This is a genomic window from Streptomyces sp. NPDC007808 (genome assembly GCF_042868655.1).
Lineage (GTDB): Bacteria > Actinomycetota > Actinomycetes > Streptomycetales > Streptomycetaceae > Streptomyces.
Window position 1 is genome coordinate 111,312 of the sequence record NZ_JBIAEQ010000007.1, and the last position, 15,740, is coordinate 127,051.

Annotated in this window: 14 protein-coding genes; 10 read left to right on the forward strand and 4 right to left on the reverse strand. The window is 71.4% G+C overall.

What is annotated here, in order from left to right; translation table 11 throughout:
- Positions 1-79 precede the first annotated feature (79 nt).
- The 9 genes from ACFYNL_RS26015 (at position 80) to ACFYNL_RS26055 (ending at position 11,718) form a co-directional block, all read left to right on the forward strand.
- On the forward strand, positions 80-862 hold the full coding sequence (locus tag ACFYNL_RS26015; protein WP_388807398.1) for a hypothetical protein: 783 nt from the start codon (positions 80-82) through the stop codon (positions 860-862).
- Between the two features lie 70 nt (positions 863-932).
- Positions 933-1,214 carry a hypothetical protein gene (locus ACFYNL_RS26020; protein ID WP_019758024.1) on the forward strand — a complete coding sequence of 94 codons (282 nt, stop codon included), beginning with the start codon at positions 933-935 and terminating at the stop codon, positions 1,212-1,214.
- A 137-nt stretch (positions 1,215-1,351) separates the two neighbouring features.
- On the forward strand, positions 1,352-2,611 hold the full coding sequence (locus ACFYNL_RS26025; protein ID WP_388807399.1) for a WS/DGAT domain-containing protein: 1,260 nt from the start codon (positions 1,352-1,354) through the stop codon (positions 2,609-2,611).
- Positions 2,612-2,648: 37 nt separating this feature from the next.
- Positions 2,649-2,924, forward strand: a complete 276-nt coding sequence (locus ACFYNL_RS26030; protein WP_388807400.1) for an acyl carrier protein — start codon at positions 2,649-2,651, stop codon at positions 2,922-2,924.
- Positions 2,921-4,129: a beta-ketoacyl-[acyl-carrier-protein] synthase family protein gene (locus ACFYNL_RS26035; RefSeq protein WP_388807401.1), complete on the forward strand. Its 1,209-nt coding sequence runs from the start codon at positions 2,921-2,923 to the stop codon at positions 4,127-4,129. The genes ACFYNL_RS26030 and ACFYNL_RS26035 overlap by 4 nt, the downstream gene beginning before the upstream one ends.
- 22 nt (positions 4,130-4,151) lie before the next feature.
- A complete protein-coding gene (locus ACFYNL_RS26040; protein ID WP_388807402.1) occupies positions 4,152-5,387 on the forward strand; it encodes a hypothetical protein in 1,236 nt (411 codons plus the stop codon).
- 207 nt (positions 5,388-5,594) lie between these two features.
- The gene (locus tag ACFYNL_RS26045) at positions 5,595-7,016 is read left to right on the forward strand and encodes a hypothetical protein (protein WP_388807403.1); all 1,422 of its coding nucleotides are present in this window, start codon (positions 5,595-5,597) and stop codon (positions 7,014-7,016) included.
- A gap of 343 nt (positions 7,017-7,359) precedes the next feature.
- Positions 7,360-11,256 carry an FxSxx-COOH system tetratricopeptide repeat protein gene (gene fxsT / locus ACFYNL_RS26050; RefSeq protein ID WP_388807404.1) on the forward strand — a complete coding sequence of 1,299 codons (3,897 nt, stop codon included), beginning with the start codon at positions 7,360-7,362 and terminating at the stop codon, positions 11,254-11,256.
- A 228-nt stretch (positions 11,257-11,484) separates the two neighbouring features.
- Positions 11,485-11,718: a hypothetical protein gene (locus ACFYNL_RS26055; RefSeq protein WP_388807405.1), complete on the forward strand. Its 234-nt coding sequence runs from the start codon at positions 11,485-11,487 to the stop codon at positions 11,716-11,718.
- A gap of 114 nt (positions 11,719-11,832) precedes the next feature.
- On the opposite strand, the gene ACFYNL_RS26060 is transcribed toward ACFYNL_RS26055, so the two are convergent.
- From ACFYNL_RS26060 to ACFYNL_RS26075, 4 genes are all read right to left on the reverse strand, one after another.
- Entirely contained in the window at positions 11,833-13,638 is a 1,806-nt protein-coding gene (locus tag ACFYNL_RS26060; RefSeq protein WP_388807406.1) for an HEXXH motif domain-containing protein, read from the reverse strand.
- A gap of 17 nt (positions 13,639-13,655) precedes the next feature.
- Positions 13,656-13,847, reverse strand: coding sequence for a hypothetical protein (locus ACFYNL_RS26065; protein ID WP_388807407.1), 192 nt, complete (start codon positions 13,845-13,847; stop codon positions 13,656-13,658).
- A 111-nt stretch (positions 13,848-13,958) separates the two neighbouring features.
- Entirely contained in the window at positions 13,959-15,071 is a 1,113-nt protein-coding gene (locus ACFYNL_RS26070; protein ID WP_388807408.1) for a trypsin-like peptidase domain-containing protein, read from the reverse strand.
- A gap of 4 nt (positions 15,072-15,075) precedes the next feature.
- A complete protein-coding gene (locus ACFYNL_RS26075; RefSeq protein WP_388807409.1) occupies positions 15,076-15,378 on the reverse strand; it encodes a trypco2 family protein in 303 nt (100 codons plus the stop codon).
- A 188-nt stretch (positions 15,379-15,566) separates the two neighbouring features.
- On the opposite strand from ACFYNL_RS26075, the gene ACFYNL_RS26080 reads away from it, so the two are divergent.
- Positions 15,567-15,737: a hypothetical protein gene (locus ACFYNL_RS26080; protein ID WP_388807410.1), complete on the forward strand. Its 171-nt coding sequence runs from the start codon at positions 15,567-15,569 to the stop codon at positions 15,735-15,737.
- The last annotated feature ends 3 nt before the right edge of the window (positions 15,738-15,740 follow it).

Here is a 15,740-nt window from a genome sequence, read left to right on the forward strand (position 1 = left end):
GAATATCAGACTGAGCGCACGCAAGACTGCACTGAATACACCGGATTCCCTGTACAGGTAATGAAGGGCCGAGGGTTCCATGCGCAAGCTTCACAAGGCCGCGCTCGTCGTCGCAGCGGCCGGCGGTCTGACCGCCATCGGTGCCGGCGTGAGCGAGGCCACCGAATATCCCGTCGGGTACAGCGGCGCTCCGGCGCCGGGTCCGCAGTATCCGGCGCCTCAGTACGCGGCCCCGGCGCCCCCTCCGCAGTACGCGGCGCCCCAGTACGCGGCACCCGCCCCCCAGTACGCGCCGCCCCAGTACGCGGCACCCGCCCCCCAGTACGCGCCGCCCCAGTACGCGGCCCCCGCGCCCGCTCCGCACCACCCGGCGCCCCAGCAGGCCACGGCGGAGGCTCGTTCGACGGGTGTCGCGCAGGTCAGCGCTCCGCGCCCGCACCCGCAGCCGGCGCCCCACTACGCGGCTCCCGCCCCGGCCCCCGCGCCCGCTCCGGCGTCCGCGCCGCAGGCCGGTTACGCCTCCGCCTCGGCGTCGTCGGGCGGCATGGCGGAGGCCTCCAACGCGCCGCGTGCGCAGGCCGCTCCCCAGTCGCCGGTGTCGCAGGTCGTGCCGCAGGTCACCCCGCAGACGGCGCCGCAGGTGATGCCGCAGGTCGCCCCCCAGGTCAACGCTCCCCAGGTCTTCAACCCGGAGCCCCCGCCGCGGGTCGCCCCGCAGGTGAACCCGCAGGTGAACCCGCAGGTGAACCCCCTCATCAACCCGCTGCTCACGCCGGCCGGACCGCCGCAGGTGCCGGGGCTCGGCCTCGGCCAGGTCCAGGCTCCGCCCGTGGGCCAGTTGGGTCTGCCGCGGCTGGGCTGACGGCCCGTAATTGTCCACCGTTCCCCTCGATCTGCTGCACAACAGATCTGCTCGACCAACGGAGAAGGAAATGCGCAAGCTTCAGAAGGTGGCCCTCGTGGGCGCCGTCCTCGGCAGTGTCGGTTCGTTCGGCGTCGGCACCGCCGTCGCGCACGGTGAGGCGGGTGCCCACGACCTCGACATCACCCAGGGCATCGAGTGCCGCTCGCACGACATGAACATCGACGTCCTCGGCAGCGTCGGCCTCGTCAACGGCCTTGCGGGCAACCTGCTGAACGGTGAGGGCTCCCCGGGTGCGCAGCCCAGCCACCTCGGTTCGGACATGGGCTGCAACAGCCAGGCGCTGCGGTAACGCGGCACAGCGTTCGGTCCGACGCCCGCTCCACCACGGGGCGGGCGTCGGACTGTTGACCCATGTACGGTGAGTGAACCTTCGTGACCCTGCGTGTAGGGTGATCTCGTTATCAGGAAGGGTGGGCGACCTGTCGCATGAGATTGTCCTGCGCCGACGAGATGCTGTTGCTCAACGGATGCCCGGGAGTGATCGGCCTGGCGGCGGTGTTCTGCGGTGAGCAGCCCGACGTGGACCGGGTCAGGGCGCGGGTCGCCGAGCGGTGGACCGGTCTGGAGCGGATGAGCCGGGTGCTCGACGGAGGTCCGGGCGACGTCGGTACGGGGCGGCGTGGCCGGGCGCGCTGGACGGTGCCGGGGCCGTTCGATCCCGCCGTGCATGTCGGCGTGGCCGACAGCAAGTTGGACGACCTGTGGGCGGTGAGCGTGGACCGGCCGCTCGACGGTGCGGTGCCGCCCTGGCGGTTGTCGGTGGTCCCGGACACGACGCACGGCGGCGGGTTCGCCCTGGCCCTCGTCGCCCAGCACGTACTGCTCGACGGACGCTCCTTGGCGACGTTGATGCGTTCGCTGATGGACAGTCCCGCGACGGTGCGGCAGCCGGGGCGGTCGGCGTCGCTCACCCGTACCGGGCTGCGCGCGGCGGGCAGGGAGCTGAGACTGATGGCGGCCGCCGGGCAGGCCCTCCCGATGCCCTCGCCGCAGGGGACGTGCTCCTCGGTCGCGGTGTGCGAACTGCCCGCGGACACCGTCCGATCCGCCCGCCGGCAGCCCGCCGACGGCCGTGGCGCGACACTGAACGAACTGCTGGTGGGCGCGGTCGCCGGAGCGCTGCGGGCCGAGTACGGGCCGGTGCGGCGCTGGCGGCAGCGGGAGGAACCCGTGTACACGGCCGTCCCGTGCGACCTGCGTACCCGGGCCAATCCGAGGGAACTGGGCAACACGCTCACGGTCGTCCGGGTGCCGTTGCCCGTCGACGTGGACGGCCCCGTGGCGCGGCTGCGCGCCTGCCAGGCCGCTATGGCCACCGTCCCCGAGCGGGCCGCCGCCCACGCCGGCGTGCTGTTTCCCACTGCAGAAGCGGTTCGGCGGACGGGGCCCTGGGTGACCAGGCTGCTGACCGGTCGCGGTCGCCGCTCGTGCTTCGCGGCGACCGCGACCACAGCCATGAAGTGGCCCGGCGGGAAGAGCACCTTCGAAGGGCGCCGGCTGGTGCGCACGGTGGGGCTGCCGCCCCTGCAGCACCCCGGCACCGCCAGCTTCGCGCTGGCACAGGCGGGGGACACGTTCACGCTCACCGTGGTGTGCAACCTGCGACCGGACGACGCGGGTCGGCTCGCCGAAGCGGTCGTCACGGAGTTCGAGACATGGGCTATGGCGGCGACGCCGTCGCGGTGAGCCGGCCCTGACGGCACCAGGAGATGGAGGCAGTTGCATGGATGTGGAACACGGCGACGTATGGGAAGCGCTGCGCCCGCTCTGCGCGCGGGTGATGTCGGTGCCGCCGGAGGCGGTCGTGCCGCATGCCCGGCTGGTCGCCGACCTCGGAGCCGACAGCCTGGACATCACCGAACTGGAAGCGGCGTCCGAGGAGTTGTTCGGGGTGTCGCTCAGGGGCACCGACAAGAGCGGGGTGTCCACCGTGGGTGACGTCGCCGACCTCATCGTGCGGCTGCGCGCCCCCGAGCCCCGCAGCACCCTCGCCCGATGAGCCGCCGACCCGCCGTCGCCGTCACGGGACTGGGCGTCCGCTGTGCGGCCGGAGCGACTCCGCAGGCGCTGTGGGACAGCCTCCTGCAGAGCCGTACGGCGATCTCGCTGCACGCCTTCGACGACGAGGGCACCGTCGTGTACCCGGCGTCCGCCATGACCGGCTTCGACCCGGCCGGCTACCTCTCGCCCAAGGAGGTGCGGCGGGCCGACCGTTCGGTGCAGATGGCGGTGTGCGCGGCCGTGGACGCCGTGGAGGACGCCGGGGGACTGCATGGCGCGTCCGACCGGCGGGCGGTGGTCACCGGCACCGGGTACGGCGGTGTGATCAGCCAGGAGAACGGCATCGGGCACCCCGACGTGCTGTACGCGCCCCGGCTGATGCACAACGCGGGGGCGTACTGGGTCAGCGCCCGGCTCGGGATCACGGGTCCCAGTCTGACGATCTCCACCGCCTGCGCCTCCGGCACGCACGCGGTCGGGGAGGCGCTGCAGATGATCCGGTCCGGGTGCGCGGACGTGGTGGTGGCGGGCGGTCATGACAGTCCGCTGACTCCCACGACGGCGCTGGCCTTCGGGCGGGCCGGTGCGATGGTCACCGAGTGCGCGGAACCGGCCGCCGCCTCACGGCCGTTCGACATCGACCGGCGCGGGTTCGTCCTCGCCGAAGGGGCGGCGTTCCTGGTGCTGGAGCGGTTGGACCTGGCCCGGGCGCGGGGTGCCCGGATCCACGCCATGCTGACCGGGTACGGGCGCACCTCCGACGCGCACCACCTCACCGCTCCCCATCCGGACGGTGCGGGCGCGCGGGCGTGCATGGAGCAGGCGCTCGCCGATGCCGGTACGACGGCCGACGCCGTCACCCATGTCAACGCGCACGGCACCGGCACCGAACTCAACGACCTCGCCGAAGCGCGGGCCCTCGCCGCCCTGTTCGGGCCCGCGAGGGTCCCGGTCACCGCTTCCAAGTCGGTGACCGGGCACGGGCTGGGCGTGGCGGGAGCGCTGGAGGCCGTGATCACGGTCCTGTCCGTACGGGAAGGGCTCGCGCCGCCGACGGCGTCGCTCACGCGGCTGGACCCCCGGTGCGACATCGACGTGGTCACCGCCGAACCGCGCAAGATCCCCAACGGTCCGGTGATCAGCAACAGTTTCGCCTTCGGCGGCCACAACGCCTGTGTCGTGTTCGATTCACCCCACGGCTGAGCACCGAAGGAGGCTGCGGAGCATGAGGCTGACGGCGGTCGAGGAAGGGCACCTGCGCAACGGGATGCCGGGGACCATCGGCATCGCCGCGATGTTTCCCGGGGGGCCGCTCGACCTGGGGCAGGTGCGGTCCCGGGTGCGCGAGCGGTGGGGCGCACTGGAGCGGATGAGCCTGGTCGTCCAGCCACCGAGAGGGCCCCGGGTGCTGTGCGGCCACCGGTGGAGGGCGGCCCCGTCGTTCGATCCCGGCGCGCACATCACCGCCACGGACCAGGACCTGGAAGCGCTGCTCTCCGACGGTGTCAGGCGTTCGTTGCCACCCGGTCTCCCCCCGTGGCGGCTGCTGGTCACCCCGCTCGCCGTGGTGCTGCTCGGCCACCACGCCCTGCTGGACGGCCGGTCCTTGGAGACCCTCTTCCGGCTGCTGATGGACGACGCCGTACCGCTCGGCACTCCCGGACCGGGCGCGGCACACCCGTCCGCGACGGCGCGGCAGCGGCCCCGCGTCGGTCCGCGCGGTGTCGGTGGGGAGTTGCGTCGCGTCAGGGCTCTCGGTCAGCGCCTGCCCGTGGTCCCCGCCGGCGAGGCGCGGCCGTCGGTGGCCGTCGTCGAACTCGACCCGCAGGTGATGCGCGCGGCCCGTCGACAGCCGGCCGACGGGCGCGGGGCCACGCTCAACGAACTGCTGCTGAGCACGTACGCCGGCGCCCTGCGCTCCTGCTACGGGCCGCTGAGCGCCTGGCCCACCGGACCGGCCCCGCTGTACGCCACCGTGCCGGTGGACCTGCGCACCCGCGACCACGCCCGGCGGCTCGGCAACGGCGTCACCGCGCTGCGCGTCCCGCTGCCCGTCGACACCGAGTCCCCGGTCGCCCGCCTGCGCGCCTGCCAGGAACTGGTCGCGGCGTTCCAGCACCGCAGCGACGCCCACCGTGCGATCCTCCCCACGCTGCAGGCCGTCGCCCGTGCCGTGCCGTGGCTGGCCGGGGTGATGGCCAGGAGCCTGGCGCGTCCCGAGGTGACCACGAGTCTGTGCACGGCCTTCAAGTGGCGGGACAACCCCAGCCACCTGCTCGGCCGTCCGCTCTCGCGGGTCGTGCCGCTGCCGCAGCTCTCACCGCCGGGCACGGCGAACCTCTGCCTCGTCCACACCGGCGACGCCTACACGTTGACCGTCGTCAGCCACTTGCGTGCGGGAGACGCGGGGATGTTGGGGGAGGCGGTCGCACAGGACCTGAAGGCGGTCGCGGTGTCCTAGGTCGTGTCACCGACGTCCCGGGGCAGCACACCTGGCGACCCCGCGGGCAACGTTGGCCAGGCATGGCCGACTTCCTGCCGCGCCCGATGCGTCGGCCGTACCCTGGTCGGCACCATCAGGGCGTCTTGGCGGCTGTCTGGAGGTAACGGGGTGGCAGGGCGGGTGCGTAATCCGGAGCGGGTTCGCAACAGGTTGGTTGTCTCCATCGTGGATACCCTCCAGGGTTCGGCCACGGTGAACCAGGCGGGCAGCCGGGAGTTATGGCGGGAGATACTCGCCGACGAACTGGATTCCCCCGTGGAGCCCTTCGGCAGTGACCGGCTGCGGCCCTGGTTGCTGCATGTGGTGAAGAGATGCACCGAGGTGGGCGACGGCCTGGCCTGCCTCGTACGGTCGCTGGAGTACGTGGAGCAGCAGTCGGTGACGGTTGCCGCGCTGTGGCCGCTCGTGGACGAGTGGGAGGCCGTCGACTTCTTCAACCACGCCGACCTCGGCGAGCTGCGGCCCGTTCTGTCGTCCCTGCCGTCCTCGGACCTGGCCGCGATGACGCGGCGCGCGAGCCGTTCACGGGTGCAGGAGCTGCCTGTGTGGTGCCAGACGGCGTGGCAGGTCTTCCTGCGGCTGGCGGGCGAGAACGCCCCGGTCGGCGAACTTCCGCCCAGCATGGCCTTCCTCGCGCTCGCCGCCGACCGGTTCGTCGAGGAGGGCCGACCCGACGCCGCCGAAGTGCTGCGCCGGTTCAATCGCGCCACGGCCACGGACCTGGGCGTGGCCGACCTGCTGGCGGACTGGCAGCACTCGGAGTTCCTGCAGCCGGCCCCCTCCCTGGTACCGGCGTATCTGCTCATGCAGTTCGAGCCGGACCGGGTCGAGGCGAATCACTACCACCTCTCGCATTGGCGTCAGTCCGACTCGGAGGGCTGGCATCCCGTGCGCGGCGAGACCGTTCGCCTGACCAGGGAAGAGCTGCCGGCGGCGGTGGAGCGGCTCATCGAGGACGTCGAGGAGAAGTGGGCCGATCTGCGGCAGCCGGTGATCCTCGAATTCGTCCTGCCGTGGGAACTGCTCAACGAGCCGGTCGAGTGGTGGTCCAAGGAGTCTGATTCCTCTTCTCCCACACCACTTGCCCTGGACTACCCGGTCGTGGTGCGCAGCCTGGAGCGGTTGCAGCGGGCCGCCTGGCATCGGCCCTGGCACAACAAGTGGCGCCAGCTGCGGGAACGCCCGGCGGACAGCCATCCGCACTGGAGCCGCCCTGAGGAGGACGGGGCGTACTTCTTCCACCTGGAGCGTGAACTCAAGGAAGACCTCCGTGCGGTGTGCCTGGTGCTCAGCGAGCCGCCCGGCGATGACTCGGGCACCGGACGCAGCGAGGTCCTCGCCGGGCTGCGGGCCGGGGTGCCCGCGATGATCTGGCACCGCAACGACTGCTCCGACCCGGCGTTCCAGGACGCCATCGGCGAGATCCTGGAGGACCGGGGGCTGGGCAGTCTGGCCGAGCGTGTCGGAAAGTGGCGCAAGGAGGCGCTGGCCCTCGGCCCGGGCGGCTGGGGGCAGCATGTCGGACGCCATCTGGCCATCCTGCTCGACGATCCGGAGCGCAAGCCGAGCCCGCCCGGGCCGGCGTAGCCTGCCGTGCCGTGCGGCATGCGGTCGTGGAGTGTGCGATCGCTGCGCGGCAGAGGGGGTGAGGTCCACGGGTTCTTGGCTCACCCGGGGGGTGGGAACGCCGCCGAGATGCGTGCGCGCCGCCCCTCGTGGCACGGTGGTTTGTGGCTTGTGTCCCATGTTGCAAGGTACGCGGACCGCTGCCAGTCTTGGCACGTGGATGTCACGCATGCCCGCGGACTGCGGGACTCCTCTTCGGTGCCTCCTCCGTCCCTCCTCTCGCCCTCCGGCATCCCCGGACGCTCTGAGAGCGCTCATGCAGTGTGACCACGGCCCACGCCCGGTACCGGCATCAGAATCTGACATGACGTCAGTCGATGTGGTGGTGCGGACCCTGAGCGAACTGGAGCGATCGGATTCGCCTACGCGCCCCGGTGTGCTGCTCGTCCTGGACGACCACGTGACCATGCGGGTCTGGGACGAGACGGTCGGCCGTCTGGCCGAGGCACTTGCCCGCGACGAGCGGCTGGGCGAGGTCACCACGCTACGGCTGCTGAGTTCGGACGACACCGAGCCGGAACGGATCCGGTTGGAGCACGAGCATCTCCCGCCCGCCGGCTCCGGGCGCCGGGTGGTGCTGGTGCTGACCGACGGACTCGCCGCGGGCTGGCGGTCGGACGCGGTGTTACCACTGCTACGTGAACTCGGACGGAGCGAGCCGCTGGCGATCCTGCATCTGCTGCCGCAGCGACTGTGGTTCCGCACCGGCCTGGACGTCCACCGCATGGGGCTGCTCGCCGAGCACCCCTGGGCACCGAATGCCTCCCTTCGTTGGGAACTGCGCACCTCCCCGCTCGAACCCGTCGACGACCCCGCCGCGCGTGAGGGTGTGGTGCCCGTCCCCGTTCTGGAGCTGACCGAGCGCTCCCTGTCGGGCTGGGCCGACCTGGTGGCCGGGCGCTCCCGCGACTGGCTGGAGACATCGGGCGTCCGTGCCCGCGGCTGGAAGCGGCGGGCGGACGCCGCGCGGGCGGTGCCGTGGATCGAGGACGTGCCCGATCCCGCCAGCGCTGTGCCGCCCTGGGAGCGGATCTCGCAGTTCCGTGCCGCCGCCTCTCCCACCGCGTTCGCACTGGCCACCAGGCTCGCGGCGGCGCCACTGACTCTTCCGGCGATGCGGGCCGTGACCGCCTCCGTGCCGGGCGCCGGTCCGGCGCACCTCACCGAGCTGCTGATGAGCGGACTCGTGCGGCCCGCGGGCACGGACGCCGAGCGTGCGGCCGGTGTGGCCTTCGCCTTCGGTCCGAACATCCGCCAGGAGTTATTGGCGCTGGCCCGCCGCAGGGACACCGCTCGTGTGCTGCACGACGTGCGCAAGCTGCTCACGCAGGTCCACGAGGGCGACGATCCGGTCCTGCCCGCCGCCGACGACCTGTTCGAGGCGGCCGAAGTGCCACCCGTGACCCGGCGCAACGTGGCGTTCCTGCGCGTTGAACTTGCCGCTCTGCGCGCTCTGTCCGGGCGCTTTCTGCGGCGCGCCGAGCGGCTGGGACAGGCACTGCGGACCTACGACCGACAGAACACCGTCAGCCTGAGCAAGGGATCGGGCGGTAGTGCCCACCCTGTCGAAAGCAGGCCCACCGGGGCCCGGACATCTTCAGAAGGAGCGACGGCGATGGCGACCACGCAGCAGCCCGCGGTGGAGGGCGGGCGATCGACGCAGCCGCGCATCTGGGGGAACATCCCGCCGCGCAACCCGAACTTCACCGGCCGTGTGGACCTTCTGGAGCGACTGAGCGAACGCCTGCGGGAGGGTATGACCACCGTGCTCCCCGAAGCTCTGCACGGGATGGGCGGTGTCGGCAAGACCCAGTTGGCGATCGAGTACGCGTACCGCCACCAGTCCGAGTACGACATCGTGTGGTGGATTCCCGCCGAGCGCCCCGGCAAGATCGGCCAAGCGCTGGTGGAGCTCGCCCAGCGGCTCGGCCTGAGCACCAGCGCCGAGGCCAATATCGCCGGTCCCGCGGTGCGCGAGGCGCTGCGCGAGGGGCGGCCGTACTCCCGGTGGCTGCTCATCTTCGACAACGCCGACGATCCCGAGCGGGTCCGCGAGTACTTCCCCGCCACGACCGGTGGCAGTGGCACCATCCTCGTCACCTCGCGCAACCGTCGCTGGAGTGTGAGCGGCCACGGGCACTCCCTGGAGGTGGACGTCTTCACCCGGGCGGAGAGCAAGGAACTGCTGCGGCGCTCCGGACCGGCCGGGGGCGACCTCGACGACGGCGAGGCGGACCGCCTGGCCGAGGCCCTCGGCGACCTGCCGCTGGCTCTGGAGCAGGCCGCCGCCTGGCGTGGAGAGACCGGCATGCCCGTGTCGGAGTACCTCCGCCTGTTCGAGCACAAGCGCAGTGAACTGCTGGAGGTCTCTCCGCCCCCGGACTACCAGCTGCCCGTGGCGGCCGCCTGGAACGTCTCCCTCGACCATCTGCAGACGCGCAGTCCGACCGCGCTGCGGCTGCTGCAGCTGTGCTCCTACTTCGCGCCGGACCCCATTTCCCGGTCCATCTTCTCCGGCCTCGGCGGAGGCAGCATCGACCCCGATCTCGACCGCGCCCTGAACGACCCCATGCGGCTCGCACGCGCCGTACGAGAGATCAACCGCTACTCACTAGCCCGGATAGACCACCGCACGAACTCGATCGAGATGCACCGGCTGGTTCAGGCGGTATTGATCAACCGTATGACACCCGACGAACAGACCCGCATGCGTAACGGCGCCCACACCCTGCTGGCCGCCTCCGACCCGAAGGGCCCCAACCAGCCCGCGAACTGGCCGCGGTACGCCGAGCTGTACGGCCATGTCATCGCCTCCGGCGCCGTCGAGTCGGATCAGCCGTGGGTGCGGGAACTGGTGATGAACGTCGCCAAGTACCTCTGGTACTGGGGCGACCACAAGGTGGCACTCGAGTTCACGGAGCAGGCCTGGCAGACCTGGGAGCGCAAGTTCGGGGAGGAGGACCAGCAGGCGCTTCTGATGGCGTGGTGGCTCGGCTTCCTCTACCTGAAGGTGGGCCGCTACGACGACGCCTCGGAGCTGGTAGCCCGGATGAAGGGCGTCTACGCCCGCACAGCGCCGCAGGGCCGCGAGGACATCCGCGAGGACGCTCTGGAGACGTTGATGCTGGAGGCGGCCGTACGACGGGTGCAGGGGGACTTCGCCGCCGGTGCCGAGCTGGACGAGATGGCCTACGACCGGGCGCGCCGCGCCTTCGGCGAGGACGACCCGACGACGCTGAGCACCGCGCACAACCTCGGGGTGAGTCTGCGGCTGGTCGGGGAGTTCCAGCGGGCGCTGGAACTGGACGAGCACACGCACGAGATGAAAACGCGGTTGTTCGGCCGTGATCACCAGCAGTCCCTGATCACCGAGGGCAGCATCGCCATCGACGTGCGCGAGACCGGTGACTACGTCGGAGCGCGGTCCAGGCAGCAGGGGGTCGTCGACGGTTTCCGGGCCGAGTTCGGAGCCGGCAACCCCTCGACGCTGGGGACCCTCCGCCAGCTGGGAGAGGCCTGCCGCAAGGAGGGGGACCACTCCGCCGCGCTGGACATGGCGCGCGAGGCGTACAACCAGTTCGTCCGCCGCTACGACGACATGCACCCGGAGGCCCTGACGGCGGCACTCGCGCTGTCGGTGGCCCTGCGGCACAACGGGGACCTGGAGGCGGCACGGGAGCTGGGCAAGACCACGTCGCAACGGTTCCGGACGCTGTTCCAGCCCCATCATCCGCACGTGCTGGCGGCCGATGTCGACCTCGCGGTGACCCTGCGGCTGCTGGGCCGGGGGGAGGAGGCCAAGGAGCTGGACCAGGCGGCACTGGAGTCCCTGACCGGACGGCTCGGGGCGAGCCATCCGATGGCTCTGGCCTGTGCCATCAATCTGGCGAGCGATCTGAGCGCCCTTGGGCGGGTGTCCGAGGCCTGTGAACTGGGCCGCAGGACGCTGGAGCTGTGCCGGACGAGGCTGGGCGAGGACCATCCGACGACGCTCGTGGGCGCGGCCAACCTCTCCCTGGACCTGTTCGCCCTCGGCGAGGAGGCCGAGAGCGAGGCGCTGCGGGCGGATGCCCTGGCACGTATGGAGCGGGTCCTGGACGAGCCGCGGCGGAACTCCGCCCAGACGGCACCGCACCCCGCGACCGTGCAGACCCGCGCCCGCGAGCGGGCCAACTGCGACATCGATCCGATGCCGTTGTGATATGACGCGCGGCCCGTGGGGCGGCGCCTGGAGTGCCGCCCCACGGTGAATTCCATTCCACCGATATTTGCGTTCCCGAGCGTGTATCGTGCTTCTCCGATCGGGGGCTCGGAGCGGTGAAGTGCCGGCTTGGCGGTCGGCCGAGGTTCGATCAAATCCTGATTTCTCGCATGGGTACCCCTTTCCCTGATTTCGGGAATGCCGGGGGTGGATGAAAGGTGTTCTGTGATGGCGCACGATGCTGTGGACTGTCCCTATCAGCGCGTGGTGAGGGCGGCCGCCTGGTCGGTCTCGGGTGTATCAGGGCTGGCCAGTGCGGGTTCTTTGGTGATGATGGCAGGGGAGATGGTCCAGCAGGACGGGCCGATGGTGGGGGGCTGTGCGGCTGCGGCCACCGTATTCGGCGGCGTCTGCGGCGGTCTCGTGAAGTGGCTGAAGAAAGACAAGGGCAGGGAGTCCTGACCCATTCTCGAAAAAGTTAGATCATTTCCTTTCGAATGACCCCCGGTGCGAAAGTCGCCGGGGGTTTTCTCATGCCTTTTTCGAGGTCACCCGGGCAGGAAAAGGAACGCCGCGTCACGAACGCAGCCACGTCGCCAGTCGGATCGGGTCGGGTGCGGGGTGGGTGGCGCGGGTCACGGCCTCGTGGACGGTTCGGGCCCGTTCGGGGTGGTGGCACAGGAGGTGTGCCGCGCCGGGGGCCAAGCCCGATGCCTTCAGGGCCTGGCCCAGGCCGGCCCAGGCTCCGGCCGTGCCCGGGTCGGCCGTCAGGTGGGCGACGTAGGCACGGCGGGCCGAGTCGGCGTCGCCGGCCACGAGCAGTGCGTCGGCGGGCAGGGCGCCGGTGACTTCGGCCGCGGCCTTCTCCGGGTCCTCGGGCGCCGCACGGCCGTCGGCGGCGTCGACGAGGCGATGGCGGACCAGTGTCGCCATGCTGTCCAGCCCGTGTGCGCAGGTGTCGGGCACGATGACCGGTTCGGCCGACAGGGACGAGGGCGGTCCGCTCGCGCCGGTCAGCCAGGCGCGCACCGCCTCGTCCACCGCCGGGGCGGGGGGACGCAGATGGTGGGCCCGCCAGCGGGCGACGTGGTAGTCGTTGCACAACCTCGCCAAGGCCGACTCGGCCTCGGGCACCGGCTCCCGCAGCCACTCGGCGCAGCGGTCGCGAAGCGTGTCCAGCAGGGCCGCTCCGACCGGGGTCAGACGCGCGTGCCCGCGGATCTGGTCCAGCGCGGTCGCCACATGGGTCCGCCACAGGGCGAACTCGAAGTGCTGCAAGCCGTCCGGTGCGGCGGCGGTGGCGCGCCGCGCGCGCCAGAACCCGGTGACGCCCATGAACGCGTAGATGCCCTGCAGCAGCCCGTCGATGGGGCGCGGGTCGTCCCGCCAGGGCGCGTACCACAGTTCCCCGTTCTCCCCGGGGCTGCCGGTCAGGAGCGGAGTCAGGTGAAGCAGTCCGCCCAGCTTGGTGTGCTGGAACTCGTGCACCAAGGTGGCGGCCAGCTGAACGGCGTCGTCCGGCTCCGAGGCCTCCATCCCGCCGAAGGCGTCTCCCGCTGACACGCTGCGTGGCCGGAACCTTTCTCCAGCGGGGGTCGGGGTGAGCGACAGCATGCCTCGCCGCATGGCCTCGGCCGTTCCGGGAAGTTCGCGCAGCAGCACCTCCCATGCCTGCCCCAGCACCTTCCGCCACCGCGCCGCCGCCTGCTCGGACACCGGGTGCGGCACGGTCGGCTGGGGATAGGTCCGGAACGGATCCGTGTCGTCCAGTGTCAGGTTCAGCCGGTGTCCCAGCGGGCCGACTGCGACTCGGCGTACCGGATGCCAACCGGGCCCCGGTGAGTTCGGCGGGTCCGGTAAGGCGACCGACGCCTCGCGCGTCTCGATCGCCGCTCGTCCGCCGGCGGCCCGGACCGTGGCCGTCGTCCATGGCTCGGGCGCGGGCAGTTCGGCACAGCCGAGGGTCGGCAGGGAGACCCGGCCGTGCCACACCGGCACGTCGAGGGCGAAGTCGAGGCCCGCGCGCAGCGCCGCCGCGGAGGCCAGGGCCGCGAAGTGGCCGAGCACCACCTTCAGCGGAAGCTTGTCCTTCGGTGCCGTGCCGCGCAGTCGGCGCAACGCCGTGGCCAGCCACATGCCCGTCTGCGGGTACATGAGCAGATCGTCGACGACGGCCGGGGCGCGCCGCTGCGCTCGGCTGAGCACGTCCCAGGCGGGGCCGAGGTCCGTGGTGTCGTCGAGCATCCGCAGCAGCAGCAGACGTCGGCTGCGTTCGGCACCGAGCAGGATGTCCACGGTGGCCGGACCGCCCTCGCCCCGGAGCAGTTCGGCCAGACAGGAAGCGGGCAGGTGGTGGTGGGGCAAGGAGGGCTCAGTGCTCATGGCCGGCCCCGGCGTCGTCAGTCGAAGCGCTCCGCCGGGTTGAAGTCGCCTCCCCCGCTGGCCTGCGGATGGTCGATGCGCTGCCGCAGCTCCTCCAGTGGAGCGGCGAGAACTCGACCGTCGATGGAGCGCAGCGCTTCAAGAGACACCCCCGCGAGATCGACAAGATGGGACTCGACGGTGGCCACAGACGGCTCGATGACGGCCAATCCCCTTCCCTCCCCGATTGGTTCGTCGATGCGATCTGCCCACATCCCCCTGATGATGGCCCGTCGTGCCGAGGATGAAACACCGCTGTCGCGGGGCGCCGCGATATCAGGTCAGCGTCTTTCCCCGGACCGGCCATGGCTGCGCGACAGCGCCGCCGCCTCCTGGTCCACGCGGATCATCCCGGCGGAGTTGCCCTCCAACAGCCTTATCTCATCGAGGAGTTGGTCGAGAGTGCCGGGGTAGCGCAGGCATGTCCTCACGATCCCGAACACATCCGGCCGCAGGGCGGGGGAGCGCAGGCTCATGGCGGCGATCACCGGGTCGATGCCGGCCAGGACGAGAGCGAGGGACGTGCGGTCGCTCACCGTGGGCAGGGCGGTCAACGCGTCCACGAGACCGTTGATTTCGCGCAGGGGGAGATCGTCCGGAAGGCCCGCCAGACTGAACCGTGGCGTCGTGCCGCCGGGCGGGCAGGAGAAGCGGACCAGTTGCTCCGCGGACGTGGGGAGACCGGCGTGCTCGTGCAGCAGGGCCAGTTCGGTGCTCGTCAGGAGGTCGTACCAGCGGTCGACGCGAACGGCGGCCAGCCGTCCCGGCCCGTCGGTGCGGTGGTGTGCGCTGACCAGGCCGATGAGCGTGCCGTCGTGCCAGACCGCCGCGCCGGACATGCCTTCCCAGGGTGAGCGGTCCGGCTCGGGGTCCGTCCCGGGCGGGGTGACGGCGATCTCAAGGGTGCCTTCGCGGCGGTTGGACAGCACTGAGGTCAGGCCGGACGCGTGGCAGGAGTCGCGGTACCGGGACGGCGATCCGTCGTCGAGCCGCCGCATCCGGTGCTCGCGGAGTTTGAACCGCGGGAAGCCCATGGCCGTCACCGGCAGCACGTCGTCCGTGTCCGGCACGGCTCCGAACGCGGGCGAGGTTTCGGCCGCGGTCGCGTGCACGCCCGCCGGCACGGCTCCGGTGATCTCCAGGAGCGCCACATCGGCCTTGTCGGCCACCAGCGCCACGTCTGCGGACGCGGTCCACTCGTCGGCGCGGTCGGCCTCGAACCGTACTCGCGTGGCTGCCGGGTCGGTGTCCCGGACGACGTGCGCCGCGGTGAGGACCCAGCGCCGCCCGACTCGGTAGCCGCTCCCGCGACGTCCGAGGCCGTGGGAACCGCGCGTGATCACCTCGGCCACCCGTACGGGGTCCAGTCCGCGGCGTCCTCCCGTTGCGCCCACCGGCTCAGCGCTCCCGCTCGGCCTCGTCGCCGCTCACCCACGGTGCCCGCCCGCCGCCGCTGCGGGTGCGCGGGTCCAGGGTCAGCTTGATGCGGTGGGTGACGCTGTCCGCCAACCGGCCGTCGGCACCTGCCTCCACCACCCAGAAGCGGACCTTTCCGCCGGCCGTGGCCGACCGTTCCACCGTCACCGCCGCCTCCACCTCCACCGGGCCCACTTCGAAGTAGAGGTCCTCGCCCGCCGCGGCGGCCCGCGCGGCGGTGAGTTCTCTGCGCAACTCCTCGATCATCTCCGCGAGTTCAATCACATACGGGGCCTACCCGCCGCGCCCTGTCGTCACTCGATCGAGGGCCGGTTGCGCGCTGTCGCGCCGTGCGATTCCTGTGATGCATTAGGGTGCTGAAGCAGCATGAAACCACCTGAAAGACTGATTTTCAGGCATATCTGGTTACGCATCGCATTCCTCGTAGCGCCTTCACTGCACAGGGACGGGTCATGGAGAAGTCATCGGTCGAGTCCGAGCTGATCGATCTCAGTGAGATTCCCCTGGATGCCTGGCCGTCCCACGACCTCCGCGGCGTCGAAGGCTCCATGCGCCGACTCCTGAGCCGTATCGACGATCCGGCGAGCAGCCTCGGCGGCTACAACCCCCAGCGCGACGCGTAGGCC